The 24,639-nt window shown below is 72.2% G+C and carries 25 protein-coding genes; 19 read left to right on the forward strand and 6 right to left on the reverse strand.

Going from position 1 to position 24,639, the window contains the following annotated elements; all coding sequences use genetic code 11:
- Nucleotides 1-35 precede the first annotated feature (35 nt).
- The 4 genes from AC6CKD_RS01200 to glmM all read left to right on the forward strand — a co-directional run bounded on the left by AC6CKD_RS01200 (nt 36) and on the right by glmM (nt 4,031).
- Nucleotides 36-1,295, forward strand: coding sequence for a glycosyltransferase family 87 protein (locus AC6CKD_RS01200; RefSeq protein WP_498324573.1), 1,260 nt, complete (start codon nt 36-38; stop codon nt 1,293-1,295).
- Nucleotides 1,296-1,529: 234 nt separating this feature from the next.
- Complete coding sequence (gene rplM / locus AC6CKD_RS01205) at nt 1,530-1,973, forward strand: 50S ribosomal protein L13 (protein WP_383946978.1); 444 nt, start codon at nt 1,530-1,532, stop codon at nt 1,971-1,973.
- 46 nt (nt 1,974-2,019) lie between these two features.
- Entirely contained in the window at nt 2,020-2,541 is a 522-nt protein-coding gene (rpsI, locus tag AC6CKD_RS01210; RefSeq protein ID WP_356507267.1) for a 30S ribosomal protein S9, read from the forward strand.
- 131 nt (nt 2,542-2,672) lie between these two features.
- Nucleotides 2,673-4,031 carry a phosphoglucosamine mutase gene (glmM, locus tag AC6CKD_RS01215; RefSeq protein ID WP_498324574.1) on the forward strand — a complete coding sequence of 453 codons (1,359 nt, stop codon included), beginning with the start codon at nt 2,673-2,675 and terminating at the stop codon, nt 4,029-4,031.
- Between the two features lie 75 nt (nt 4,032-4,106).
- Here glmM and AC6CKD_RS01220 read toward each other — a convergent pair whose 3' ends face one another.
- Both AC6CKD_RS01220 and coaA read right to left on the reverse strand, forming a co-directional pair.
- The gene (locus AC6CKD_RS01220) at nt 4,107-5,057 is read right to left on the reverse strand and encodes a DUF389 domain-containing protein (protein ID WP_498324575.1); all 951 of its coding nucleotides are present in this window, start codon (nt 5,055-5,057) and stop codon (nt 4,107-4,109) included.
- A gap of 42 nt (nt 5,058-5,099) precedes the next feature.
- Nucleotides 5,100-6,158, reverse strand: coding sequence for a type I pantothenate kinase (gene coaA, locus AC6CKD_RS01225; protein ID WP_498324576.1), 1,059 nt, complete (start codon nt 6,156-6,158; stop codon nt 5,100-5,102).
- A gap of 256 nt (nt 6,159-6,414) precedes the next feature.
- On the opposite strand from coaA, the gene AC6CKD_RS01230 reads away from it, so the two are divergent.
- The 8 genes from AC6CKD_RS01230 (at nt 6,415) to AC6CKD_RS01265 (ending at nt 14,634) form a co-directional block, all read left to right on the forward strand.
- Nucleotides 6,415-7,188, forward strand: coding sequence for a hypothetical protein (locus AC6CKD_RS01230; protein ID WP_498324577.1), 774 nt, complete (start codon nt 6,415-6,417; stop codon nt 7,186-7,188).
- 145 nt (nt 7,189-7,333) lie between these two features.
- Nucleotides 7,334-9,184, forward strand: coding sequence for a glutamine--fructose-6-phosphate transaminase (isomerizing) (gene glmS / locus AC6CKD_RS01235; RefSeq protein ID WP_498324578.1), 1,851 nt, complete (start codon nt 7,334-7,336; stop codon nt 9,182-9,184).
- A gap of 78 nt (nt 9,185-9,262) precedes the next feature.
- Entirely contained in the window at nt 9,263-9,631 is a 369-nt protein-coding gene (locus tag AC6CKD_RS01240; protein WP_498324579.1) for a holo-ACP synthase, read from the forward strand.
- Nucleotides 9,632-9,658: 27 nt separating this feature from the next.
- Entirely contained in the window at nt 9,659-11,056 is a 1,398-nt protein-coding gene (locus AC6CKD_RS01245; RefSeq protein ID WP_498324580.1) for an NAD(P)H-hydrate dehydratase, read from the forward strand.
- 428 nt (nt 11,057-11,484) lie between these two features.
- On the forward strand, nt 11,485-12,621 hold the full coding sequence (gene alr, locus AC6CKD_RS01250) for an alanine racemase (RefSeq protein WP_498324581.1): 1,137 nt from the start codon (nt 11,485-11,487) through the stop codon (nt 12,619-12,621).
- Between the two features lie 14 nt (nt 12,622-12,635).
- On the forward strand, nt 12,636-13,781 hold the full coding sequence (locus tag AC6CKD_RS01255) for an alpha/beta fold hydrolase (RefSeq protein ID WP_498324582.1): 1,146 nt from the start codon (nt 12,636-12,638) through the stop codon (nt 13,779-13,781).
- Complete coding sequence (gene tsaE, locus AC6CKD_RS01260) at nt 13,765-14,289, forward strand: tRNA (adenosine(37)-N6)-threonylcarbamoyltransferase complex ATPase subunit type 1 TsaE (protein ID WP_498324583.1); 525 nt, start codon at nt 13,765-13,767, stop codon at nt 14,287-14,289. The genes AC6CKD_RS01255 and tsaE overlap by 17 nt, the downstream gene beginning before the upstream one ends.
- 138 nt (nt 14,290-14,427) lie before the next feature.
- The gene (locus AC6CKD_RS01265; protein ID WP_498324584.1) at nt 14,428-14,634 is read left to right on the forward strand and encodes a hypothetical protein; all 207 of its coding nucleotides are present in this window, start codon (nt 14,428-14,430) and stop codon (nt 14,632-14,634) included.
- A 100-nt stretch (nt 14,635-14,734) separates the two neighbouring features.
- Here the strand turns inward: AC6CKD_RS01265 and AC6CKD_RS01270 are convergent, their stop codons facing one another.
- Nucleotides 14,735-15,292 carry a hypothetical protein gene (locus AC6CKD_RS01270; protein WP_498324585.1) on the reverse strand — a complete coding sequence of 186 codons (558 nt, stop codon included), beginning with the start codon at nt 15,290-15,292 and terminating at the stop codon, nt 14,735-14,737.
- A 146-nt stretch (nt 15,293-15,438) separates the two neighbouring features.
- On the opposite strand from AC6CKD_RS01270, the gene tsaB reads away from it, so the two are divergent.
- Genes tsaB through AC6CKD_RS01295 form a run of 5 tightly spaced genes read left to right on the forward strand, consistent with a single transcriptional unit; the run spans nt 15,439 to nt 18,793 of the window.
- Nucleotides 15,439-16,101, forward strand: a complete 663-nt coding sequence (gene tsaB, locus AC6CKD_RS01275; RefSeq protein ID WP_498324586.1) for a tRNA (adenosine(37)-N6)-threonylcarbamoyltransferase complex dimerization subunit type 1 TsaB — start codon at nt 15,439-15,441, stop codon at nt 16,099-16,101.
- Between the two features lie 29 nt (nt 16,102-16,130).
- Nucleotides 16,131-16,652 carry a ribosomal protein S18-alanine N-acetyltransferase gene (gene rimI / locus AC6CKD_RS01280; protein ID WP_498325388.1) on the forward strand — a complete coding sequence of 174 codons (522 nt, stop codon included), beginning with the start codon at nt 16,131-16,133 and terminating at the stop codon, nt 16,650-16,652.
- Complete coding sequence (gene tsaD, locus AC6CKD_RS01285; protein WP_498324587.1) at nt 16,645-17,796, forward strand: tRNA (adenosine(37)-N6)-threonylcarbamoyltransferase complex transferase subunit TsaD; 1,152 nt, start codon at nt 16,645-16,647, stop codon at nt 17,794-17,796. The genes rimI and tsaD overlap by 8 nt, the downstream gene beginning before the upstream one ends.
- On the forward strand, nt 17,793-18,077 hold the full coding sequence (locus tag AC6CKD_RS01290) for a hypothetical protein (RefSeq protein ID WP_498324588.1): 285 nt from the start codon (nt 17,793-17,795) through the stop codon (nt 18,075-18,077). The genes tsaD and AC6CKD_RS01290 overlap by 4 nt, the downstream gene beginning before the upstream one ends.
- 53 nt (nt 18,078-18,130) lie before the next feature.
- A complete protein-coding gene (locus tag AC6CKD_RS01295) occupies nt 18,131-18,793 on the forward strand; it encodes a hypothetical protein (protein ID WP_498324589.1) in 663 nt (220 codons plus the stop codon).
- Here AC6CKD_RS01295 and AC6CKD_RS01300 read toward each other — a convergent pair.
- On the reverse strand, nt 18,773-19,951 hold the full coding sequence (locus tag AC6CKD_RS01300) for a class I SAM-dependent methyltransferase (protein WP_498324590.1): 1,179 nt from the start codon (nt 19,949-19,951) through the stop codon (nt 18,773-18,775). The genes AC6CKD_RS01295 and AC6CKD_RS01300 overlap by 21 nt on opposite strands.
- A 100-nt stretch (nt 19,952-20,051) precedes the next feature.
- On the opposite strand from AC6CKD_RS01300, the gene AC6CKD_RS01305 reads away from it, so the two are divergent.
- Nucleotides 20,052-21,017 (forward strand): polysaccharide deacetylase family protein, encoded by a 966-nt coding sequence (locus tag AC6CKD_RS01305; protein ID WP_498324591.1) that lies wholly within the window; start codon nt 20,052-20,054, stop codon nt 21,015-21,017.
- Nucleotides 21,014-21,898: a polysaccharide deacetylase family protein gene (locus AC6CKD_RS01310; protein WP_498324592.1), complete on the forward strand. Its 885-nt coding sequence runs from the start codon at nt 21,014-21,016 to the stop codon at nt 21,896-21,898. The genes AC6CKD_RS01305 and AC6CKD_RS01310 overlap by 4 nt, the downstream gene beginning before the upstream one ends.
- On the opposite strand, the gene AC6CKD_RS01315 is transcribed toward AC6CKD_RS01310, so the two are convergent.
- Nucleotides 21,889-23,310: an FtsW/RodA/SpoVE family cell cycle protein gene (locus tag AC6CKD_RS01315; RefSeq protein WP_498324593.1), complete on the reverse strand. Its 1,422-nt coding sequence runs from the start codon at nt 23,308-23,310 to the stop codon at nt 21,889-21,891. The two genes, AC6CKD_RS01310 and AC6CKD_RS01315, sit on opposite strands and share 10 nt — an antisense overlap.
- Entirely contained in the window at nt 23,298-24,578 is a 1,281-nt protein-coding gene (locus tag AC6CKD_RS01320; RefSeq protein WP_498324594.1) for an LCP family protein, read from the reverse strand. The genes AC6CKD_RS01315 and AC6CKD_RS01320 overlap by 13 nt, the downstream gene beginning before the upstream one ends.
- Nucleotides 24,579-24,639 lie beyond the last annotated feature (61 nt).

Below are 24,639 nucleotides of genomic sequence, written 5' to 3' on the forward strand. Positions count from 1 at the left end.
ACTTCGTTGTGGGGCTGCGGCCGAGTGTCTGGGTCATGAAGTGGGACAGCCCGTCCTCCTGGGACCGGGGGGTGGCCTGGCTGCTGCGGCCTGCGCCCCGGTCCTGGCGGTTCGCGGGCCTGGTGATCCTGCTGTCGGTGGCGGTCTCGGCGAGCCTGCGGGTGAACTGGGGCTCGGACAACGCCTTCGTGGTCAAGGCCGCCGACGCCCTGCTCGCGGGGGTGTCCCCGTACGAGGACAAGCGGTTCCTCTACCTGCCCAGCGCCGTGATCATGGCGATTCCCGAGGCCCTGCTGCCGGCGCCGCTGCTGCGCTGCGTGCTGCCGCTGGGGATGACGGGGCTCGTCGGCCTCGGCTGGTGGGCCTCGCTGCGGCTTTTCTCCGTACCGGTGCGCTCGCGGTTCGCGGTCGGCGGTTTCGCGCTGTTCGCGCTGGCCTACAAGCCGTACATCAACCTCGTGCTGATCGGGAACTGGACGGCGATCTCGGCCGCCGCCCTGCCGGTGGCACTGCTGCTGGCGCACCGCAAGCACTGGGCCGCGGCCGGGCTGGTGGTGGGACTCGCCATCGCGTGCAAGCCGATGCTGGCGCCGATCGGGCTGCTCTTCCTGCTGGCACGGCAGTGGCGGGGGCTGACCCTGGCCGTGGGCGTGCCGGTGGGGCTGTCGCTGGCGGGGGCGCTGATGATGCCGCAGCCGACGCTGTTCTTCACCAAGACCCTGCCGTTCCTGCTGCAGGGCCAGGATTCCTACGCGCTGCCCTGGGACGCCTCGCCGATCGCGGCGCTGCCGCGGCTGGGGGTGCCGGCGCCGCTGGCGGTGGCGCTGGCCTTCGCGGGGGCCGCGTGCGGGCTGTGGGCCACCTGGCGGCGGTGGCGGCGGCCGGTCGCTGCGGACGGCGACGCGGGCGAGCTGAGGCTGGTGGAGACGGCCTGCATGGTGATGCTCGCCGCGTTCCTGGTGTCGCGGCCCTCCTTCGACCACTACCTGATCGTGGTGCTCCCGCTGCTGCTGGCCTCGGGGGTGCGGGCGGGCTCGATGCCGCGCTCGCCCTGGTTCTGGGTGGCCCTGGTGCCCCAGACGGCGGGCATTCCGTGGCCCTCGGAGTTCGAGGCCAAGAGGCGGGCATTTAGGGACATGGTGACCCTGTGCGCGCTCGCCGGACTGCTGGCGCGTCGAGCACTGCGCCCGATTCGGGTTACTGTGGAGCTTGTACGAACTACGGGGTCCCCACCCAGGACCGAACCGGAGTGCGCCGCGACCCCCGTCGAAACGGGTTCGCGGACCGCGTTTTGACCCTTCCAGGTCTTCAGGGGTACCCTGCTGGTTCGTTATGCGTATTGGCTTGCTCATTCTCACGTGAATTTGCCTTACGCCGGTCCACCGGGCCGATGACCAGCGGTACACACGGGTTGCGTCTCCGATGTGAACCAGGGCTGTCGTGATCGTCCGTGGTGACCCATGTCAGGACCCGTCCCTCGGGCTCACCCCCCGGGGATGACCCACCACTGAAGAAGCGAAGGCATACGCGTGCGTACGTTCAGCCCCAAGCCCGGCGACATCTCGCGCCAGTGGCACGTCATCGACGCCCAGGACGTTGTCCTCGGCCGTCTGGCGACCCAGGCCGCTACCCTCCTGCGGGGTAAGCACAAGCCGACTTACGCCCCCCACATGGACATGGGCGACTTTGTCATCATCATCAACGCCGACAAGGTCCACCTGTCCGGCAACAAGGCGACCCAGAAGATGGCGTACCGCCACTCCGGTTTCCCGGGTGGTCTGCGTTCGGTCCGCTACGACGACCTCCTGGCGAACAACCCGGAGAAGGCCGTCGAGAAGGCCATCAAGGGCATGATCCCCAAGAACACCCTGGGCCGTCAGATGCTCTCGAAGCTGAAGGTCTACTCGGGCGATGCGCACCCCCACGCTGCTCAGCAGCCGGTGCCGTTCGAGATCACCCAGGTCGCGCAGTAGTTCCGGCCACCACACCCCCTAAGACAAGAAACTTCTGAGGAGCATCGTGGCCGAGACCACCGCCGAGACGACCCCCGTCGAAGAGTTCGAGGGCAACGTCGAGGAGTACACCACCGAGTCTGTGGAAGCCGTTGAGGGCGACTACACCTCCGAGTCCCTTGCCGGTCGCTTCGGCGACCCCCAGCCGGCCGCCGGCCTGGGCCGTCGCAAGAACGCCATCGCCCGCGTCCGGATCGTTCCGGGCACCGGCAAGTGGAAGATCAACGGTCGCACCCTTGAGGACTACTTCCCCAACAAGGTGCACCAGCAGGAAGTCAACGAGCCGTTCAAGCTGCTCGAGCTCGACAACCGCTACGACGTCATCGCCCGCATCTCGGGTGGCGGCGTGTCCGGCCAGGCCGGCGCCCTGCGCCTCGGTGTGGCCCGTGCGCTGAACGAGGCGGACGTGGACAACAACCGCCCGGCGCTGAAGAAGGCCGGCTTCCTCTCCCGCGACGACCGTGCGGTCGAGCGCAAGAAGGCCGGTCTCAAGAAGGCCCGTAAGGCTCCGCAGTACAGCAAGCGTTAATCTGCCCGCTGTTCAGCACGATTCCGCCCCGGCAGCACTCCGTGTGCTGCCGGGGCGGTTCGTTTACCGCCAAAAGCGGCAAATAATTGGCACAACTGCTCATAGTGACGTGTGAACTCGGGAGGACAACAGTGGGACGACTCTTCGGGACGGACGGTGTACGGGGCGTCGCCAACGCGGATCTGACGGCCGAGCTCGCGCTCGGCCTCTCCGTGGCGGCCGCGCACGTACTGGCCGAGGCCGGTACCTTCGCCGGCCACCGGGCCACCGCCGTGGTGGGCCGGGACCCCCGGGCCTCGGGCGAGTTCCTGGAGGCGGCAGTCGTCGCGGGCCTCGCGAGCGCGGGCGTGGACGTCCTGCGCGTCGGTGTGCTGCCCACCCCGGCGGTGGCGTATCTCACCGGTGCGCTGGGCGCCGACCTCGGCGTCATGCTCTCGGCCAGCCACAACGCCATGCCCGACAACGGCATCAAGTTCTTCGCGCGCGGCGGTCACAAGCTCGCCGACGAGCTGGAGGACCGGATCGAGTCGGTCTACGAGGACCACCGCACGGGTGCTCCCTGGGACCGCCCGACGGGCGGCGGCGTGGGCCGCGTCTCCGACTACACCGAGGGCTTCGACAAGTACGTCGCCCACCTCATGGGCGTCCTGCCCAACCGTCTCGACGGCCTCAAGGTCGTCCTGGACGAGGCGCACGGCGCGGCCGCCTACGTCTCTCCCGAGGCCTTCACCCGGGCCGGCGCGGAGATCGTCACCATCGGTGCCGAGCCCGACGGCCTGAACATCAACGACGGCTGCGGCTCCACCCACCTCGGTCTGCTGAAGCAGGCCGTCGTCGAGCACGGCGCCCACCTGGGCATCGCGCACGACGGGGACGCCGACCGCTGCCTCGCCGTGGACGCGAACGGCGAGGAGGTCGACGGGGACCAGATCCTCGCGGTGCTGGCGCTGGCGATGCGCGAGTCCGGGCACCTGCGCGAGGACACCGTCGTCGCCACCGTGATGTCCAACCTGGGCTTCAAGCTGGCCATGGAGTCCGAGGGCATCAACGTCGTGCAGACGGGCGTCGGCGACCGGTACGTCCTGGAGTCGATGAAGGAGCACGGGTACGCGCTGGGCGGCGAGCAATCCGGCCACGTGATCATCCTCGACCACGCCACCACCGGCGACGGCACCCTGACCGGCCTCATGCTGGCGGCCCGCATCGCGGCCACCGGCAGGCCGCTGGCCGAGCTGACCGGGGTCATGACGCGGCTGCCGCAGGTGCTGGTCAACGTCCCGGACGTGGACAAGTCGCGGGTCACCACTTCGGGCGAGCTGGCCGCGGCCGTCGCCGAGGCGGAGCGGGAGCTCGGCACGACCGGGCGCGTACTGCTGCGTTCCTCGGGCACGGAGCCCCTCGTACGGGTGATGGTGGAGGCCGCCGACATCGAGCAGGCCCGCTCGGTCGCGGGGCGCCTCGCGGACGTCGTGAAGTCGGCGCTCGGCTAGAGCCCGCCCTCCCGTGACGACAGCGGCCCCGCGCTACGAAGCCTCGTAGCGCGGGGCCGCTGTCGTTGCCGGGGCTCAGGCCTTGGACGGCGTACGCCGCCAGCGGCCCCGCTGGGTGCGCCACAGGAGCTTCTGGGCGAGCAGGGTCAGGACGCCGGCCAGCATGATGCCGAGGAGGTTCAGCAGGAGCTGCTGGATGGAGCCCGACATCTGGCCGAACTCCCCGTAGCTGAGCGCCACGGCCGCGTTGGCGGCCGCCGGGACCGTGGTCACCGAGATGGCGACGCCGACCAGTGCGCCGGACTTCGCCGAGGTCAGGGAGAGCACCCCGGCGATGCCGGCGAGCACGGCCACGACGAAGGAGAACAGGTCCGGCTGCCAGATGAAGCTGGTGTTGGGGCGGGGCTTGTCCAGCATTCCCGGGTGGAACAGGCCGAGCGCGTTCATGACCAGGCTGAAGACGGTGGTCGCGATCATCGCGGCGGCGAAGCCCACCAGCAGGGCGGTCAGCGACCGGGCGGCGAGCTTGGGGGCGCGCCGCACCAGGGCGGTGCAGACGCCGGCGAGCGGCCCGAACTCCGGGCCGACGGCCATCGCTCCCACGATGAGGATGGCGTTGTCGAGGACCACACCGCAGGCCGCGATCATCGTCGCGACGATCATGAAGGCGCAGTAGGTGATGCTGAGGGTGGACTCCTCGTGGGTCGCCTCGCTCAACTGCTCCCACAGGACGGCGTCGGCCGCCTCGCCCGGGGCCTCGTCCTCGGCGCGGTCGGCGCGGTCCGAGAGGGAGAGGTCGATGTTCTCGACCGCGATCGAGCCGTCCTTGTCGATGCCGAGCTCGCGGAGCTCGTGCAGGAGCTCGTCGCCCGCCTCGCGCGCGACGTCGCACAGCACGATGTCGCCCTCCGGGATGCGGGCGGCTCCGGGCAGCACGGCCAGATGGGTGGTGCCGACCGTCCTTTCGACGATCCGGACCACTGCGTCCGTCCGGTCCGACGGAATGATCATCCGTAGATGCAGCATGGCCGCACCCTAGCTCCCGGCGGCGCCCGATTCCGGCGGCACTCAGAGCTTGCGCAGACTCAGCTTCTGCACCTTGTGGTCCGGTCCCTTGCGGACGACGAGGGTGGCGCGGCCGCGGGTCGGGGCCACGTTCTCCAGCAGGTTGGGCTTGTTGATGGTCCGCCACATCGTCTGCGCGTACTCCAGGGCCTCCTCCTCGGAGACCTGGGTGTACTTGCGGAAGTAGGAGAAGGGGTTCTGGAACGCGGTCTCGCGCAGCTTGCGGAACCGGTTGAGGTACCAGCGCTCGATGTCCTCGGGGCGGGCGTCCACGTACACGCTGAAGTCGAAGTAGTCGGCGAGGCCGACCCGGGTGCGGCCGTCCTTGCCGGGCATGGCGGGCTGCAGGACGTTGAGCCCCTCGACGATCAGGATGTCGGGGCGGCGTACGACGAGCCGCTCGTCGGGGACGATGTCGTAGATCAGGTGGGAGTAGACCGGGGCCGTGACCTCGTCCTTGCCCGCCTTGATGTCGGCGACGAAGCGGGTCAGCGCGCGGCGGTCGTAGGACTCGGGGAAGCCCTTGCGGGCGGTCAGACCGCGCCGTTCGAGCTCCTTCATCGGGTACAGGAACCCGTCGGTGGTCACCAGCTCCACGCGCGGGTGCTCCGGCCAGCGGGCCAGGAGGGCCTGGAGGAGGCGGGCCACGGTGGACTTGCCCACCGCCACGGAGCCGGCGACCCCTATGACGAAGGGGGTCCCCTGCTGGGCGCCGTGGCCGTTGCCGGCGTCGCCGAGGAAGGTGTTGAGGGTGCCGCGCAGGTTGCTGGTGGCGCCGACGTACAGGTTCAGCAGGCGGGAGAGCGGCAGGTAGACGTCACGGACCTCGTCGAGGTCGATGACGTCGCCCAGTCCGCGCAGCCGCTCGACCTCGTCGGCCGTCAGCGGGAGCGGGGTGCGCTCGCGCAGGGCGCTCCACTCGGCACGGGTGAGGTCTACGTAGGGGGAGGCCTCGTGGCCCCGGCGGCGCGTGGGGTGCGCGGCGTGCTCGGGGTGCGGGGCCGATCCGTCGGGGCGCTCCGTTGCGCGGTCCGGCGTGCTTCGTGGCGGCGAAGAGATCACACGGCCATTGTCAGGGGTGACGGGCCGCCGTGGGTGGTGTGGTCGGTCACGTGGAGTGGGGTCTTATGGTCCGGGGTGGGTGGGTTGTACGGGGGGCGGTACCGATTGGAGGGCGCTGAGGTCTCGTCGGCATCACGATGCGTGAGGGGCGCGTATATGGGCTGACCCCGGGCGCGGGGGCCCGTACGGTGTTGATCACCGCAGCCTGACCGCTGCCGTGTTCCGTAGATCTTTTCCTGTGGGGGGAAACACCACCGTGCGCACCGCATTCGTCCGCCGTACCGTCCTGACCGCCTCGGCCGCGTCCCTGGCGCTGCTTGCCACCGCCTGCGGGAGCTCGTCCGACACGGCGGACGGAAAGTCCGACACCAAGCCGGCCGCCTCCGCCCCGGCGGCACCCGCCGCCAAGGGCAAGACCGCCGCCGAGCTCGCTCCGCTGCTCGTGGCCCAGGCCGACCTGCCCGACCACGTCCTCAAGCCGGCGACCGCGGAGGAGGCCCAGGCCGGCGCGGGGCTCGTCAGCGACAAGCCCGCCTGCCTCCCGCTGATCCAGGCGCAGTCGATGGCCCCGGTCGGCACCGCCGCGGGAACCGCACGGATCAAGGGCGTGGCCAAGCCGAAGACGGAGGTGGACCCGAACGCGAGCGAGGCGGAGAAGGCGAAGGCCGGGCTGGCGGCCCTCGGGTCCACCGTCACGGCCGTCGCCCTGTCCTCGTACGACGGCAAGGGCGCGGAAGAGGCCTTCGCCTCCCTCAAGAGCGCGGGCACGGCCTGCGCCGGCGGGTTCGGCATCCAGACGGGCGGCGAGCCGGGCAAGATCAGCAAGGTCGTCCCCGCCTCCCCCGTGACCGCGGGGGACGAGGCGCTCGCCTACACCATCGAGCTGGACGACGCGGGGGACAAGGCCACGACGGAGCTCGTGGTCGTGCGCAAGGGCAACTCCCTCGTCACCTTCTCCGCCATCAGCCTGGCCGGCACCGCCGAGCAGCCGACGGTCGTCGTCGCGGCGCAGGTCAAGAAGCTCGGCTGACAAATCGGCTGACGGATCGGCTGACGGTTCGTCCGGCACGCCCGTTCACGCGGGCGTCGACCCCGCCCCGGCGCATGCGCCGGGCGGGGTTTTCGTCTTGTTCAGGTACCGGGCACGGAGCCAACTACGGCGTACCCTGCGGCTTATGTGCGGAATCGTGGGTTACGTGGGAGCGCAGTCGGCGCTCGATGTGGTCATTGCCGGACTCAAGCGGCTGGAGTACCGCGGCTACGACTCGGCGGGTGTCGCCGTGCTCGCCGACGGGGAACTCGCCGCCGTCAAGAAGGCCGGCAAGCTGGTCAATCTGGAGAAGGAGCTGGTCGGGCACCCGCTGCCGGCCGGTTCCACGGGGCTCGGACACACCCGGTGGGCCACCCATGGGGGGCCCACCGACGTCAACGCCCATCCGCACCTCGACAATTCGGGGCGCGTGGCCGTCGTGCACAACGGGATCATCGAGAACTTCGCCGCGCTGCGGGCCGAGCTCGCCGAGCGCGGGCACCGGCTGGAGTCCGAGACGGACACCGAGGTCGTGGCGCACCTGCTGGCCGAGCGGTTCGAGGACGCGGGCGGCGACCTGGCGGAGGCGATGCGGAAGGTCTGCCGGCTGCTGGACGGGGCCTTCACCCTGGTCGCCGTGCACGCGGACCAGCCGGACGTGGTGGTCGGCGCGCGCCGGAACTCACCGCTCGTGGTGGGTGTAGGAGAGGGCGAGAACTTCCTCGCCTCCGACGTGGCCGCCTTCATCGCCCACACCCGGTCCGCGATCGAGCTGGGGCAGGACCAGGTCGTGGAGCTGCGCCGCGACGGGGTCACGGTGACCAACTTCGACGGCACGGCCGCGGACGTGCGGGCGTACCACGTGGACTGGGACGCTTCGGCGGCCGAGAAGGGGGGCTACGACTACTTCATGCTCAAGGAGATCGCCGAGCAGCCGAAGGCCGTCGCGGACACCCTCCTGGGCCGGATCGACGCGAACGGCCTGCTGACCCTCGACGAGGTGCGCATCCCCGACTCGGTGCTGCGCGAGGTCGACAAGGTCGTGATCGTGGCGTGCGGTACGGCGTACCACGCGGGCATGATCGCGAAGCTGGCCATCGAGCACTGGACCCGCATCCCGTGCGAGACGGAGCTGGCCAGCGAGTTCCGCTACCGCGACCCGATCCTGGACCAGCGGACGCTGGTGATCGCGATCTCGCAGTCGGGCGAGACGATGGACACCCTGATGGCGCTGCGCCACGCCCGCGAGCAGGGTGCCAAGGTGCTGGCCATCTGCAATACGAACGGCTCGACCATCCCGCGCGAGTCGGACGCCGTGCTGTACACGCACGCCGGACCCGAGGTGGCCGTCGCCTCGACCAAGGCGTTCCTGACGCAGCTCGTGGCCTGCTACCTCGTCGCCCTCTACCTCGGGCAGGTCCGCGGCACGAAGTGGGGCGACGAGATCCGGTCCGTGATCCGGGAGCTGTCGGACATCGCCGCGGCGGTGGACACCGTACTGGAGACCATGGAGCCGGTGCGGGAGCTGGCGCGGTCGCTCGCCGACAAGAACACCGTGCTCTTCCTGGGGCGCCACGTCGGCTACCCGGTGGCGCTGGAGGGCGCGCTCAAGCTCAAGGAGCTGGCGTACATGCACGCCGAGGGCTTCGCGGCGGGCGAGCTCAAGCACGGGCCGATCGCGCTGATCGAGAAGGACCTGCCGGTCGTGGTCGTCGTACCGTCGCCGCGCGGGCGCTCGGTGCTGCACGACAAGATCGTGTCCAACATCCAGGAGATCCGGGCGCGCGGGGCGCGGACCATCGTGATCGCCGAGGAGGGGGACGAGGCGGTGGTCCCGTACGCCGACCACCTCATCCGCATCCCGGCCACCCCGACCCTGCTCCAGCCGCTGGTGGCCACCGTGCCGCTCCAGGTGTTCGCGTGCGAGCTGGCGACGGCGCGCGGCAACGAGGTGGACCAGCCGCGTAACCTCGCCAAGTCGGTGACTGTGGAGTGAGCGCAGCGAACGGAGCGGGTCGCCGACCATCGAGCACAGTGGTGACCGTCGAGTAGTGGCCCAGTTGGAGCTGTTGTTGTGATTATCGGCGTCGGGATCGACGTGGCGGAGATCGAGCGGTTCGGCGCGGCGCTGGAGCGCACGCCGAGCCTGGCGGAGCGGCTGTTCCTCGATTCCGAGCTGACCCTGCCGAGCGGCGAGCGGCGCGGAACCGCCTCGCTCGCCGCCCGGTTCGCGGCCAAGGAGGCGCTGGCCAAGGCGCTCGGTGCGCCCGGTGGGCTGCTGTGGACCGACGCCGAGGTGTACGTCGAGGAGACCGGGCAGCCGCGCCTGCGGGTGTCGGGCACGGTGGAGGCGCGGGCGCTGGCACTGGGCGTGACGTCCTGGCACATCTCGCTCAGCCACGACGCGGGCATCGCCTCCGCCGTGGTGATCGCCGAGGGGTAGGGCGCGTCTTTCGGGCAGGCTGGTGGCATGCGTACTGCTTACAGCGTGGAGACCGTACGGGCCGCCGAGCGCGAGCTGATGGCCCGGCTGCCCGAAGGCACCCTGATGCAGCGGGCGGCGGCCGGACTGGCCGCCGTCTGCGTCCGGCTGCTGCCCCGCGTGTACGGGTCCCGCGTGGTGCTGCTGGTCGGCCCGGGGGACAACGGCGGCGACACCCTCTACGCGGGCGCCCGGCTGGCCCGGCGCGGGGCCGGGGTGACGGCCGTCGCGGTGGATCCCGCCCGGGTGCACGCGGGCGGACTGGCCGCGCTGCGGGCCGCCGGCGGCCGCCTCGCCGGGGAGCCGCCGGCCCGGGCCGACCTGGTGCTCGACGGGCTGGTCGGCATCGGCGGCCGGGGCGCCCTGCGGCCGGCCGCGGCCGCGCTGGTGGAGCGGATCCCGGCGGGCGCGCCGGTGGTCGCGGTGGACCTGCCGAGCGGGGTGGACGCGGACACCGGGGAAGTGGCCGGAGCGGCCGTGACGGCTGACGTGACGGTGACCTTCGGGGCGTACAAGCCGGGGCTGCTGATCGACCCGGGCGCCTCGCGCGCGGGGGCGCTGCACCTGGTGGACATCGGGCTGGACTTCGGGGCCCCGGAGATGCAGGCCCTGCAGCACGCCGACGTGGCGGGGCTCCTGCCGAAGCCGACGGCGTCGAGCGACAAGTACCGGCGCGGCGTGCTCGGGATCGTCGCCGGGTCCGCGCGCTACCCGGGTGCGGCGGTGCTCGCGGTGGCGGGGGCGCTGCGCGGCGGCGCGGGCGCGGTGCGCTACGTGGGGCCGCCCGCCGTGGCGGAGGCCGTACTGGCCCGGTACCCGGAGACGCTGATCGGGACCGGCCGGGTACAGGCGTGGGTGGTCGGACCGGGGCTGGGCGACGAGGGCGGTCCCGAGGTGCGGGAGGCGCTGTCGCAGCCGGTGCCGGTGCTCGTGGACGCGGACGGCCTGCGCGGGCTGGACCCCGGCGGGCTGCGGGCCCGGGCGGCCCCGACCCTGCTGACCCCGCACGCGGGGGAGGCGGCGGCGCTGCTGGGGGTCGCGCGGGAGACGGTCGAGGCGGGGCGGCTGGCGGCCGTGCGGGAGCTCGCGGAGCGGTACGGGGCGGTGGCCCTGCTGAAGGGGTCGACGACCCTGATCGCCCCGGGCGGGCCCGGCCCCGTCCGGGTCAACCCGACCGGGACTCCGTGGCTGGCCACGGCCGGGAGCGGGGACGTGCTGTCAGGACTGGCCGGGTCGCTGCTGGCGGCCGGCCTGCCGGCCGTGGACGCCGCGTCCGTGGCGGCGTACCTCCACGGCCTGGCGGCCCGCCTGACCGGCGGCCCCCTGCTGGCCCACCAGGTGGCCGAAGCCCTGCCCCGGGCCTGGCGCGAGGTCGCCCGCCGCTAGTTCGGGTCCCGGGGGCGGCGCCGCTGCCGGGGGGCTTTGCCCCCGGACCGCCGCGCCTCAAACGCCGGCGGGGCTGGGTTTGGCCTGCGGTCGGCTTGTCCGTGCGGGCCGGCGGGTCGAAGGCCGCCGCAGAACGCGGGGGGACGCCGTTCGGGCACGCCGTAAGGTGATCATGATCCGGGGCCGGTGCCGTGTGTGCGGCCGCCCCGGGGGCCGCCTCGGGGGCGCCTCAGCGTGCTCCCAGGTGATCAGACATCCGCCTCCCCCTCCGTCGAGGTCGCCGCCGGCGGGTGGTCCGGTACCGGGTCCCTCGGCTGACGGACCCGGAAAGGAAGCGGAAAGCAGCCGTACAGGCAAGGGGCCCGGTGGCGGGCCGCCGGGCCCCGCCTGTTCGGTCCGCCGGGGAGGGCTCTGAGAGACTGGGTGGGATGAACGAGACACCGATGCGCGTGTACGCCGAGATCGATCTTGACGCCGTCCGGGCGAACGTGCGCGCACTGCGCGAGCGGGCGCCCCGGTCCGGGCTGATGGCCGTCGTCAAGGCGGATGCCTACGGGCACGGGGCCGTGGCCTGCGCCAAGGCCGCACAGGAGGCCGGGGCGAGCTGGCTCGGGACCGCGACGCCCGAGGAAGCCCTCGCACTGCGCGCCGCCGGACTCGAAGGCCCCGTCATGTGCTGGCTGTGGACCCCCGGCGGCCCCTGGCGGGAGGCACTCGAAGCCGGTGTCGACGTGTCCGTCAGCGCGATGTGGGCCCTCGACGAGGTACGGGAAGCCGCCCGCGCCGCCGGCCTGACGGCCCGGATCCACCTGAAGGCCGACACGGGCCTGGGCCGCAACGGCTGCCAGCCCGCCGACTGGGAGGCCCTGGTGACCGCGGCCGTCGCCGCCCAGGCCGAGGGCACCGTCCGCGTCACCGGCGTCTGGTCGCACTTCGCCTGCGCCGACGAGCCCGGACACCCCTCCATCCAGCTCCAGCTGGCCGCCTTCCGCGACATGCTCGCGTACGCGGAGAAGGAGGGCGTCGAGCCCGAGGTCCGGCACATCGCCAACTCGCCGGCCACGCTCACCCTCCCCGAGTCCCACTTCGACCTGGTCCGCTGCGGCCTGGCCCTCTACGGGGTTTCGCCCGCGCCCGAACTCGGCACCCCCGCCCAGCTCGGCCTGCGGCCCGCGATGGCCCTCAAGGCCACCGTCGCGCTGGTCAAGACCGTGCCGGCCGGGCACGGGGTCAGCTACGGCCACCACTACGTCACCGACCGGGAGACCACCCTCGCGCTGATCCCGGCGGGCTACGCCGACGGCGTCCCGCGCCAGGCGTCCGGGGCCGGCCCGGTGCTCGTCGGCGGCCGCATCCGCACCGTCGCCGGGCGCGTGGCCATGGACCAGTTCGTGGTCGACCTGGACGGAGGCCACGCCCGCGCCGGCGACGAGGCCGTCATCTTCGGCGACGCGGAGCGCGGTGAACCCACCGCCGAGGACTGGGCTCGAGCGGCGCACACGATCGGGTATGAGATCGTCACCCGTATCGGGGGCCGGGTCCCCCGCGTATACCTCAACGGCTGAGTGAGGGTGGCGGCGTGAGCGAGAACTGGCGCAAGGCGGGCTGGGCCGGCGCCGCCATCGGCGTGATAGCCGCCGGAGCGGCGGCCGGGGTCGCGGTCGAACGGATCACCGTCGGCCGGGGCATGCGCGTGAAGGCGCGTCTCGCGCTCGACGCGACCGGGGACTACGGATCCCTGCGCGGCGCCCCCGGCACCGCTCGGTCCGAGGACGGCACCGCGCTCTACTACGAGGTCGACGAACTGCCCGAGGACGGCAAGCGGCGCCGGCTGCGCCGCAGGGCCCCGGCCCGGCCGACCGTGGTGTTCTGCCACGGCTACTGCCTCGCGCAGGACTCCTGGCACTTCCAGCGCGCCGCGCTGCGCGGCCTGGTCCGCGCCGTCTACTGGGACCAGCGCAGCCACGGCCGCAGCGCGCGCGGCCTGGCCCAGGCCGACGGCGAGCCGGTCACCTTCGAGCAGCTCGGCCGCGACCTGAAGGCCGTCATCGACGCCGCCGCCCCCGAGGGCCCGCTGATCCTGGTCGGTCACTCGATGGGCGGGATGACCATCATGGGACTCGCCCAGGAGTTCCCCGGCCTCATCCGGGACCGGGTGGCCGGAGTGGCGCTGGTCGGCACCTCCAGCGGCCGGCTGGACGAGGTCACGTACGGGCTGCCCGCCCTGGGCTTCGGCACGGTACGACGCCTGCTGCCCGGGGTGCTCAAGGCGCTCGGCTCCCAGGTGGAACTGGTGGAGAGGGGCCGGCGGGCCACCGCCGACCTGTTCGCCGGGATGGTCAAGATGTACTCCTTCGGCTCGCGCGACGTCGACCCGGGCGTCGCCCGCTTCGCCGAGCGGCTCATCGAGGCCACGCCCATCGACGTGGTCGCCGAGTTCTACCCGGCCTTCCAGACGCACGACAAGACGGCCGCCCTCCAGCGGTTCGCGGACATCCCCGTCACCGTCATCGCCGGGGACCGCGACATGGTCACCCCGCCCGAGCACAGCCGGGCCATCAAGGAAGCGCTGCCCTCCGCGGAGCTGGTCGTCCTGGAGGCCGCCGGGCACCTGATGATGCTGGAGCACCCGGACACCGTGACCCGGCTGCTCACCGAGCTGCTCGCGCGCACCGGGACGGTGTCCGCAGCGGCTAACGTTGGCCGGCATGGAAGAAGTACCTGACACGGAAACGCACGTCACCGTCGGTTCGCCGGACGCCATGCAGGACCTCGGGCGCCGGATCGCCGGTCTGCTGCGCCCCGGCGACCTCGTCCTGCTGACGGGGGAGCTCGGCGCCGGGAAGACCACCCTGACCCGCGGCCTCGGCGAGGGCCTGGGCGTGCGCGGGGCCGTGACCTCGCCGACCTTCGTGATCGCCCGGGTCCACCCCTCGCTGACCGGCGGTCCGGCGCTGGTGCACGTGGACGCGTACCGGCTGGGCGGCGGGCTGGACGAGATGGAGGACCTGGACCTCGACGTCTCGCTGCCCGAGTCCGTCATCGTCGTGGAGTGGGGCGACGGCAAGGTCGAGGAGCTGTCCGACGACCGGCTGCACGTGGTGATCCGCCGGGCGGTCGGCCACGAGGAGGTCCTGGACGACGTGCGCGAGGTCATGGTCCGCGGGATCGGCACCCGCTGGTCCGCCGGGGCGGGTCTGGAGAGCCTCGCGGGCGTCCTGTCGCCGGAGTAGGCGCAGTGCGGCGCGGCGAGAAACGTTCCGACAAGTCGTCGGGAAGATATTGCGCGGGCGGCGGGGCGCGTGGTCACATGGTACGGAGGGCTGGTTAGGCGTACCTAAGTGCGGGCCGGCCCCGGCCAGGAGGCAGCCATGTCGACAACAGGAGCAGCGGGCGTCCCGCGCCCGTCCGCCGTGTCCGTGGGGGCGCTGCTCGCCGCGGGCGCCGCCGCCAGCGCCGTGTCGACTCCGCCCGCGCGCGAGCACGCCCCGGAGCCCGATCCCGTAGGGGAGGGGGCGGAGGGCAGCGAACAGGCCCTCGACGGAGAACAGGCCGCCCCGGAGTCCGAAGCGGCCTGACGCGGGGACCGCCTGACGGCACAGGCCCCGTACGAGTGAACTTGGTGTGTCGCGACCGGGTCGGCCGACCCGTCCGGCGAGGGGCGGTCGGCCACTCGGGTCAGGGAACGACGACGACCTTCGAGCCGATCGTCGCGAAGGCCCACATCGCGTCGCCGTCCGCGCGCAGCATGCGGACACCGCCGGTCTTCTTGGCCGGATCGGGCGCCGGGAGGGTGTTGTCCACGCGGGCGCTGAAGCCGACCGTGACCCCCTGCGGACTCGCGAACCGGACGACGTGCTCGATCGGCACCCCGTCCGAGCCGGTGATCGCGCCCGTGCGGCCGCCCACCGTGTACCGGCCCGGCGCCGGGTGCACCGTGCTCGGCACCACCGCGAAGGACTTCGGCTCCCCGGTGGGGCCCACCAGCCACACGCGCTTGGCGCTCAGCGAGTACACGACGCGCACCCCGGTGCCGGAATCGGCCGGGAGGGCCACCGGCTTCGCCGGGTCCGTCTTGGCGGGCCCCGAGTCGCTCGGAGCGGGCACCGGGCTCTGCGCGGAGGCCTTCGGCGGGAGCGCGGGAGCGGAGGCGGAGGCCTGGTAGCCGAGGAAACCGACGACGGCGAGCGCCGCGACGGTGAGCCCGGCCACGATTCCCGAGCTGCTGCGTGCCACCTTGCTCCACCTCTCCGCATGGTCAGTCGATGCCAGTCGGACGTCGGGCGGACGATCACACCCCGACACCTGGTCCGAAGGTAGCAGCAGGGGTGCCCGCAGACCGGCCGCAAGGGCCGGGGGCCCCGGAGTCGTAGGCTGTTCGCGTGCTCTTGCTCGCTGTAGATACCGCCACGCCCGCCGTCACCGTCGCCCTGCACGACGGCGAGTCCGTCCTCGCCGAGTCGAACCAGGTCGACGCCCGCCGCCACGGGGAGCTCCTGCTGCCCTCCGTCGACAAGGTCCTCGCCGCGGCGGGGGTGAAGCTCGAAGCCGTCACCGGCATCGTCGTCGGCGTCGGCCCCGGCCCCTACACGGGACTGCGCGTCGGCCTCGTGACCGCGGCCACCTTCGCCTCCGTCCTCGGCGTGCCCGTCCACGGGCTGTGCACCCTCGACGGCCTGGCCTACGCGGCCGGCGCGGCCGGGATCGAGGGCCCCTTCACCGTGGCCACCGACGCCCGGCGCAAGGAGGTCTACTGGGCGCGCTACGAGGACCCCCGCACCCGGGCCGGCGAGCCCGCGGTGGACCGGCCGGCCGACATCGCCGAGCGCGTCGCCGGACTGCCCGCCGTGGGGCAGGGCGCGCAGCTCTACCCGGAGGTCTTCACCGACGCGCGGGCCCCCGAGCACCAGAGCGCCGCCGCGCTGGCCGCCCTGGCCGCGGAGCGGCTGGCGGCGGGGGCGGCCTTCCTGCCCCCGACCCCGCTCTACCTGCGCCGGCCCGACGCCGAGGTGCCCAAGAACTACAAGGTGGTCACCCCGCAGTGACAGCCACCTCAGCAGTCGTCCTGCGCGAGATGCGCTGGTGGGACATCGGGCCCGTGCTGGAGCTGGAGCACGAGCTGTTCCCCGAGGACGCCTGGTCGGCCGGGATGTTCTGGTCCGAGCTCGCCCACGCCCGCGGCCCCGGCGCCACGCGCCGCTACGTCGTGGCGGAGGAGGCCGGCCGGCTGGTCGGCTACGCCGGGCTGGCCGCCGCCGGGGACCTGGCCGACGTACAGACCATCGCCGCGGCCCGCGACCAGTGGGGCACCGGGCTCGGTGCCCGGCTGCTGACCGATCTGCTGCGCGCCGCCACCGCGTTCGAGTGCGCCGAGGTGCTGCTGGAGGTGCGGGTCGACAACGTCCGGGCCCAAAGGCTCTACGCGCGCTTCGGCTTCGAGCCGATCGGCTTCCGGCGCGGCTACTACCAGCCCGGCAATGTGGACGCCCTCGTGATGCGCCGCGTTTCCGACCCCGCACACCCCGTAGACCCCGACCCCGCCTATTCCGACCCCGCATATCTCAAACCCCTGCAAGGTGAGACGACCCATGGCTGACGAACCGCTCGTCCTCGGCATCGAGACCTCCTGCGACGAGACCGGCGTCGGCGTCGTCCGCGGCACGACGCTGCTCGCGGACGCCATCGCGTCGAGCGTCGACGAGCACGCCCGTTTCGGCGGGGTCGTGCCCGAGGTGGCCTCCCGCGCACACCTGGAGGCGATGGTCCCCACCATCGAGCGCGCCCTGAAGGAGGCCGGGGTCAGCGCCCGCGACCTCGACGGCATCGCCGTCACCGCCGGCCCGGGCCTCGCCGGGGCCCTGCTGGTGGGCGTCTCCGCCGCGAAGGCCTACGCGTACGCGCTGGGCAAGCCGCTGTACGGGGTGAACCACCTCGCCTCGCACATCTGCGTCGACCAGCTGGAGCACGGGCCGCTGCCCGAGCCGACGATGGCGCTGCTGGTCTCCGGCGGGCACTCCTCGCTGCTGCTGGCCCCCGACATCACCTCCGACGTACGGCCGCTCGGCGCGACCATCGACGACGCGGCCGGCGAGGCCTTCGACAAGATCGCGCGCGTCCTGCAGCTGGGCTTCCCCGGCGGCCCGGTCATCGACCGGCTCGCCCGCGAGGGGGACCCGAAGGCGATCGCCTTCCCGCGCGGGCTGACCGGTCCGCGCGACGCCCCGTACGACTTCTCCTTCTCCGGGCTCAAGACCTCGGTCGCCCGCTGGATCGAGGCGAAGCGCAAGGCGGGCGAGGACGTGCCGGTGCGCGATGTGGCGGCCTCCTTCCAGGAAGCCGTGGTGGACGTCCTGACCCGCAAGGCGATCCGCGCCTGCAAGGACGAGGGCGTCGACCACCTGATGATCGGCGGCGGGGTCGCGGCCAACTCCCGGCTGCGCTCGCTCGCCCAGGAGCGGTGCGACGACGCGGGGATCATCCTGCGGGTGCCGCGGCCGGGGCTGTGCACGGACAACGGCGCGATGGTGGCGGCGCTGGGCGCGGAGATGGTCAAGCGGAACAGGGCCGCCTCGGACTGGGACCTGTCGGCGGACTCCTCGCTGCCGGTGACCGACCCGCATGTTCCCGGCCATTCCCACGGCCATTCCGACGGCCACGGGGACGGCCACGGCCACGGCCACGGTCATGCGCACGACCACGACCACGTGCACGAGCTGAGCAAGGACAACCTGTACTCGTGAGCACCATCGCGCTGATGTGGGAGGCCCGGGCCGTGCCCGGCCGGGCCAACGAGCTGCTGGAGTGGGCCCGTTCGCGGATCCTGGCCCAAGACCCGGTAAGGCGCGAGGTGTTCAGCGCCCCGCAGGACCGGGTGCTCGTCGTCACCTGGTGGGAGACGCCCGAGGGGATCGGCGCGGAACTGCCCGAACTGCCGGAGCCCGAAGCCGATTTGATCACGCGGGCGGTCCACCGCTGGCGCTTCGAATCGGTGGAGGTCCTCGAAGGGCCGGGCGGAGGCTGAGTCCCCGCCCGGCGGCCCGCGGGACCCCGAGGCGTGCGGATATGGTCATGGGCATGCCCCGCCGTGACCTGCCGCCGCCGCCCCCTCCCGCTCACCTGCGCGCCTGGTTCGACGAGCACGCCGTACGCGCCGTACGGGCCGACCGCGCCCGGTTCCTCAGGGAGCTCGGGCGGCGCAGTCTGGGCTTCGGCAGGCTCCTGCTCCTCTGGGCGGTCTCGGCGGTCTTCGCCCTGGGCTGGTCCTTCGTCGGCATGGCCCTGATGGCCATCGAGACGCACGAGCCGCTCGCGTACCTCTTCGGCCTGATCTTCGCCGTGCTCGGGGTGGGCGTGCTGATACCGGCCGGGTTCTGGTTCGCCTGGGGCGCCAAGCGGGACCGGCAGGTGCGCCGGCTGCTGTGCGCCTGGGCGGAACTGGACCGGGACCCGTCCGTGGACGCGGCCGTGCGCGCGCCCGGGCGCAGCCTGGCCTGGCTGCTGGCCTCCTTCGCCCTGGGCGGGCTCGGCCTCTGGGTGACCTTCGGGTCGGCGGTGTCGGCCCGGCCCGGAGCCGAGACGTACGGGGAGGTCGCCTACACCATGGGCCTCGGCATGATCCTGTGGATCACCGCCCTGCTGGGCCTCGGCAAGGCGGGCGCGCACTACCGGTGGGCGCTGCGCGTCTTCGGAGGAGCGGCCCGGCGGCCCGGCGGGCCGTCAGGGGCGGGCGGTCGGTGAGCCGATCAGCATCGAGGGGGCGCCGGCGACCCTGGTCAGGAACACCGTGGCCGAGTTCGGCCCCTGCGGCTTCACCTTCTTGCGCAGTTCCTCGGGCTCGATCGCGGAGCCGCGCTTCTTCACCGTGAGGATGCCGACCCCGCGCTCGCGCATCAGGGCCTTGAGCTTCTTCAGCCCGAACGGCAGTACGTCGGTGATCTCGTACGAGGTCGCGTACGGGGTCTCGCGCAGCTCGTCGGCGGTGATGTAGGCGATGGTCGGGTCGATCAGCCGGCCGCCGAGCTGCTCGGCGACCTCGGCGACGAGGTGGGCCCGGATGACGGCGCCGTCGGGCTCGTAGAGGTAGCGGCCGACGGGTCCGGCCTCGGGATCGGGCAGCGGATCGGCGGTCGCCAGCGCGCGGGGGCCGGGCAGCAGGGTGGCGCGGATCTCGCCGGGGGCCGTCCCGAACCACAGCACGGCCTCCTTCACGTCGCCCTGGTCGGAGATCCACTCGGCCTGGGCCTCGGCGGGCACCGCCTCGTGCGGGATCCCCGGGGCGATCTTGATGGCGGCCACCTTCGCGGCGCGGGCGGTGGCGATCGCCCAGGACAGCGGCGGCGAGTAGGACTCGGGGTCGAAGATGCGGCCCCGCCCCCCACGCCGGGCCGGGTCGATGAAGACGGCGTCGTAGCCCGCGGTGTCGACCTCCGTCACATCGGCCTCCCGGACCTCGATCAGGTCCGCCAGCCCCAGTGCCGCCGTATTGGCGCGCGCGACGGCGACGGTGAGGGGATCGTGGTCCACCGCCAGGACGCGGATGCCGAGCCTGGCCAGCGCGAGGGCGTCGCCGCCGATCCCGCAGCAGAGGTCCGCGAGGCTCCGTACGCCCAGGGCGGCCAGCCGCTCGGCGCGGTACGAGGCCACCGAGGCGCGGGTGGCCATCTCCCCGCCGCCGGGGGTGAAGTACATCCGGTGGGCGTCCTCGGCCCCGAACTTCGCCACCGCGCGCTGCCGCAGCCGGGCCTGTCCGAGGGCTGCGGAGACCAGCGCGGCGGGGTGTTCGCGGCGCAGCCGGGTGGCGACGGCGAGCTCCTGGGCGGGGTCGTAGTCGCGGAGCGAGTCGAGGAGGGCGTGGCCCTCGGGGGCGAGGAGCGCGGCGAAGTCTTCGGGGGTCACGGGTCCATTGTCGGCCACGGTGGGCCACTCGGAGGAAGGTCGGATTCCCCTCGCGGTGTCGGCCGGGGTGCGTGCATGGCTGGTGTAAGGATGCCCAACTATGCAGCTAGTCCGACAAAAGGAACATAAGACGCTACATGGTCACCGGATCGCGGCAGTCGCGCGCGGCCGGTTGGGTACGGCCGCGACGGCCGCACTGCTCGTCGCCGCGCTCGGCACGGGTTGCGGGGCCGGCGGATCCGAGACGCCGGACAAGGCCGCGAAGGCGAAGGCCGCCGCGGGCGCCGCCGGCGAGCAGGCCGGCGCGGCCGGCGCGCTCGGCACGTACGCCGAGAGGCTGAAGGCCCTCCAGCAGGCGAGGGTGGTCGCCGCGAAGAAGTGGGGGCTGGCCAAGCCTCCGCTCGCCGCTCCGCAAGCGCCCAAGGAGAAGCCGGAGATCACCACCCGCGACGGCTTCGAGGTCGAGGGCCAGGACGAGCTGCCCCCGGTCTTCACCACCGTCCCCACGGAGGAGAAGGTCGTCTTCCTGACGATCGACGACGGGGCCGAGAAGGACCCCGAGTTCCTGAAGATGATGCAGGAACTGAAGCTCCCGTACACCGCCTTCCTGAGCGACTACCTGGTCCGGGACAACTACCCGTACTTCAAGGAGATGCAGGCGGCGGGCGTCACGCTGAACAACCACACGCTCAACCACCGCTACATGCCGGCGCTCTCGTACGAGAAGCAGCGCCAGGAGATCTGCGGACAGCAGGACACGATCGAGAAGACGTTCGGCAAGCGGCCGACGCTCTTCCGGCCGCCGTACGGGAACTACAACGAGGACACGCTGCGCGCGGCCAAGTCCTGCGGCATCAAGGCCGTTCCGCTGTGGAACGAGGAGGCCTTCCCGAACCGGATGGACTGGCGGGAGTGGGACAAGGACCTGCATCCCGGCGACATCATCCTCACGCACTTCCGGGGCAAGGAGGACTGGAAGGGCAGCATGACTGACATGATCCGTCACGTCATGAAGACCGTCACGGACAAGGGGTACGCCGTGGCCCGCTTGGAGGATTACTTGTGAGGTACGCGCGCCGGTTCGTAGCCGGAACGCTGACGGCCGGCGCGCTCGCGCTGTCCCTGACGGGGTGCGGGGACAGCGTGGACCCCATCGAGCGGCTGGGGCGCAAGACCACGGAGGCCAGGGCGACTCCGACGCCCTCGGGCGCGGCCTCCCCCTCCGCCGTGGCCAAGGGATCGACGGCCGCGGCGGACGAGGCGTACAAGAAGTGGGGCCTCGGCGGCCCCCTCCAGTACGCGCCCAAGCCTGCCGTCAAACCCCAGATCCCGCCGGCCGGGGCGGGCCGGGTCCAGGTCGTCGACCGAATACCCGTCCCGGCGGACGACAAGGTCGTCTTCCTGACGTTCGACGACGGCGCGGAGAAGAGCCCCGAGTTCCTGAAGATGGCCGCCGATCTGAAGCTGCCGATCAGCATGTTCCTGACGGACGCCATCGCCTCGTCGGACTACGGACACTTCGAAAAGCTCCGCGACAACGGCTCCGACAGCACGATAAACAACCACACCCTGACGCACCCGAATCTCCGGACCCTGTCCTTCGAGGCACAGAAGAAGGAGATATGCGGGCAGCAGGACCGCCTGGAGACGCGCTTCGGCAAGCGGCCGACGCTCTTCCGGCCGCCGTACGGCAATCACAACGACGACACCCTCAGGGCCGCGCACGAGTGCGGGATATCCCAGCTCCTCCTGTGGCGCGTGTCGATGCAGATCAACAACTTCCAGTACGCCGAGGGCTCCGCCCTCAAACCGGGCGACATCATCCTGGCCCACTTCCGCGGCCCCTCCGAGCTGAAGGGCACGACGGAGACCGAGATGACGACCCGGATGCTCCGGCGGATACAGGAGCAGGGCTACCGGATCGGCCGGCTGGAGGACTACCTGTAGGACGCGGCGGGGTGCGGTTCGGGCCCGGCCTGCGGCGTGATCGTCGTTTCCGCCGGGCCCCGGGCGTCCGCCTCGCGTTGTCGTTCGGTGCTGTCGGAGATGCGCAGCAGCAGGGCGATCATGATCCAGTTGGCCAGGAGGGACGAGCCGCCGGCTGCCAGGAAGGGCAGGGCCTTGCCCGTCAGCGGGATCAGCCCCGTGACGCCGCCCGCCACCACGAAGACCTGGAGCGCGAGGGCCGACGAGAGGCCCACCGCCAGCAGTTTGCCGAAGGGGTCGCGGGCGCCCAGCGCCATCCGCAGCCCGCGCTGCACGAGGAGCGCGTAGAGGATCAGGACGGCCATGACCCCGGCCAGGCCGAGCTCCTCGCCCACCGTCGTCAGGATGAAGTCGCTGCGGCCGGCGAACTTGATCAGCTCGGGATGGCCCATGCCGAGGCCCGTGCCGGAGATCCCGCCCGTGCCGAAGCTGAACAGCGCCTGCGCCGACTGGTCCGAGACGACGCCCGGCGGCCGGTCCTTCCAGTAGTACGACAGCGGGTTCAGCCAGGCGGCCACGCGGGCCTTGACGTGCGGTTCCGTCATGCCCACCACGAAGGCGCCCGCCGAGGCGAGGACCAGGCCGCAGACGATCCAGCTCGTGCGTTCCGTGGCCACGTAGAGCATGACCACGAAGACGCCGAAGAAGATCAGCGAGGTGCCGAGGTCGCGCTCGAAGACCAGCACGAGCAGCGAGATGATCCACACCGTGACGAGGGGGCCGAGCTGGCGCATCGGCGGCAGCCGCATGCCGAGGAACTTGCGGCCCGACAGGGCCAGCGAGTCCCGGTGGATCACCAGGTAGCCCGCGAAGAACACCGCGATCATGATCTTCACGAACTCGCCGGGCTGCACCGAGAGCCCGCCGAACTTGATCCAGCGCTTCGCCCCGTAGGTGTCCGCGCCGAAGAAGGCGGGCGCGATCAGCGCCACCAGCGCCGCGACCATCGTGATGTAGATGAACCGCTGGAGCAGCCGGTGGTCGCGCAGCAGCCCCAGCACCGCGATGCAGGCCGCGACGCCGATCACCGTCCACATCAGCTGGCCGGGCGCCACCGCCGGAGCGTTGTACCGGTCCAGGTACCCCTGATCGAGACGGTGCAGCAGCACCAGCCCCAGCCCGGTCAGCAGCAGGGCCAGCGGGAAGACCAGCGGATCCGCGTACGCCGCGAACCGGCGCACGGCCAGGTGCCCCACCAGCGCGAGCAGCGTCATGCTGACCACGAAACCGGTGAGGCCGGCCGGGAGCTCGTCGTTCATCGCCAGTCCGGCGCTGATGTGGCCGGAAACGGTCACGGCGAGGACGAGGACGAGCAGCAGTGCTTCCGTGCGGCGGCGCGCGCCCGCCGACGTCAGGGGTTTCAGTCCACGCACGGGACGCCGCCGCCGTCGATGGCGGGGGTTCCGCTGCTGCTCCGGGACGGTGCGGGCGCGGGGGCCGGCGCGGAGTTCGCGGAGCCCTTCGGGGAGTCCGGGGCGGAGCCCTGCGGCGCGGAAGGCGAGCCCGGTGACGAGGGAGCGGCGCCAGGCGCGCTCGGGCTCGCAGTGGCCCCGGGCCCGATCCGCTCGGCTATGAACCGCTTTATCTTCATATCGTCTACGACGTTTATCTCGGCGCCGTGGTTCCTGCCGAAGCCCTCGATGGGAAGGGTCACAAACTCCACGTCGCCCCCGGAAAGGTTCTTCGCCTGCTTCACGAACGACAGCAGGTCCCACCCCTGGTCGGTGACGACGTCCTGCTTCGCCGAGTCGATCAGCTTCATCAGCTTCACCGGATCGGTGAAGGTCCCGGCCTGGTTCAGCTCGTACGCGGCCCCCGCCAGGAACGCCTGCTGCCGCTTCGTCCGGTCCAGGTCGCCCATGGTCAGGCCGTGCCGCTGCCGCACGAAGGCCAGCGACTGCTGCCCGTCGAGCGTCTGCCTCCCCGCCGGGAAGTCCGCCCCCGAGTAACCGTCCTTCACCGGCTTGTTCAGGCACACCGGTACGCCGCCCAGCGCGTCCGCGAGGTGGTAGAAACCGGCCAGGTTCAGCTCGGCGAAGTGGTCGATCGGCACGCCCAGGAAGGTGCGCACCGTCTCCAGTTCCGCCTTGCGCCCCGCCTCGCGCCCCTCGCGCTCCAGCCGGCGCCGGTCCGTGACCCCCTTGGCGGCGAGCTGGTCCTCGACCCCGGCCTTCGCCCGTCCGTAGGCCTCCTTGATCTTGGCCTTGCCGGTGAACCCGGGCACGCCGCGCAGCTCGACGAAGTCGTCGCGCGGCACCGAGAAGGCCTTCGCCCTGCTCCCGTCGCCGGGGACGTGCACCAGGATCAGCGTGTTGGTGTTGTAGCCGCCGACTTCGGAGCTCGCGCCCGCGTGCAGCTTGTCGAGGACCGCCGGCGGGAGGTCGTCGCCGTTCTGGTCCCGGCGGCTGTCCAGACCCATCAGCAGGATGTTCACGTCGCCGGACTTCGACTTCTCGGCGCCTTCCAGCGCCTTGGAACTGCCGATGCTGGAGGCGAGGTCGTCGTACAGGTACCAGGCGGTCGCCCCCGCGAGCACCACCAGGGCGCAGCCGGCCCCCAGCAGGGTGCGGGTGAGCCTGCGCCTGCGGGACGCGGGCACCGGGGACTTCGGGTCACGGGGCTTCCTGCGGTGGGCGCTCATGCCTGTCGATGCTGGGGGAGCGGTGCTGAAGGAACCCTGAGGGTCCTGAAGGCGCCTTCAG

Source organism: Streptomyces sp. GQ60 (genome assembly GCF_059758875.1).

What these genes read in the sequence shown, in the direction of transcription:
- AC6CKD_RS01200 (WP_498324573.1), top strand. Translation starts at nt 36, where the DNA reads ATGAAGTGGGACAGCCCGTCCTCCTGGGACCGGGGGGTGGCCTGGCTG.
- AC6CKD_RS01220 (WP_498324575.1), bottom strand. Translation starts at nt 5,057, where the DNA reads ATGCTGCATCTACGGATGATCATTCCGTCGGACCGGACGGACGCAGTG.
- glmS (WP_498324578.1), top strand. Translation starts at nt 7,334, where the DNA reads ATGTGCGGAATCGTGGGTTACGTGGGAGCGCAGTCGGCGCTCGATGTG.
- AC6CKD_RS01245 (WP_498324580.1), top strand. Translation starts at nt 9,659, where the DNA reads ATGCGTACTGCTTACAGCGTGGAGACCGTACGGGCCGCCGAGCGCGAG.
- alr (WP_498324581.1), top strand. Translation starts at nt 11,485, where the DNA reads ATGAACGAGACACCGATGCGCGTGTACGCCGAGATCGATCTTGACGCC.
- tsaE (WP_498324583.1), top strand. Translation starts at nt 13,765, where the DNA reads ATGGAAGAAGTACCTGACACGGAAACGCACGTCACCGTCGGTTCGCCG.
- AC6CKD_RS01265 (WP_498324584.1), top strand. Translation starts at nt 14,428, where the DNA reads ATGTCGACAACAGGAGCAGCGGGCGTCCCGCGCCCGTCCGCCGTGTCC.
- rimI (WP_498325388.1), top strand. Translation starts at nt 16,131, where the DNA reads ATGCGCTGGTGGGACATCGGGCCCGTGCTGGAGCTGGAGCACGAGCTG.
- tsaD (WP_498324587.1), top strand. Translation starts at nt 16,645, where the DNA reads ATGGCTGACGAACCGCTCGTCCTCGGCATCGAGACCTCCTGCGACGAG.
- AC6CKD_RS01295 (WP_498324589.1), top strand. Translation starts at nt 18,131, where the DNA reads ATGCCCCGCCGTGACCTGCCGCCGCCGCCCCCTCCCGCTCACCTGCGC.
- AC6CKD_RS01305 (WP_498324591.1), top strand. Translation starts at nt 20,052, where the DNA reads ATGCAGCTAGTCCGACAAAAGGAACATAAGACGCTACATGGTCACCGG.
- AC6CKD_RS01320 (WP_498324594.1), bottom strand. Translation starts at nt 24,578, where the DNA reads ATGAGCGCCCACCGCAGGAAGCCCCGTGACCCGAAGTCCCCGGTGCCC.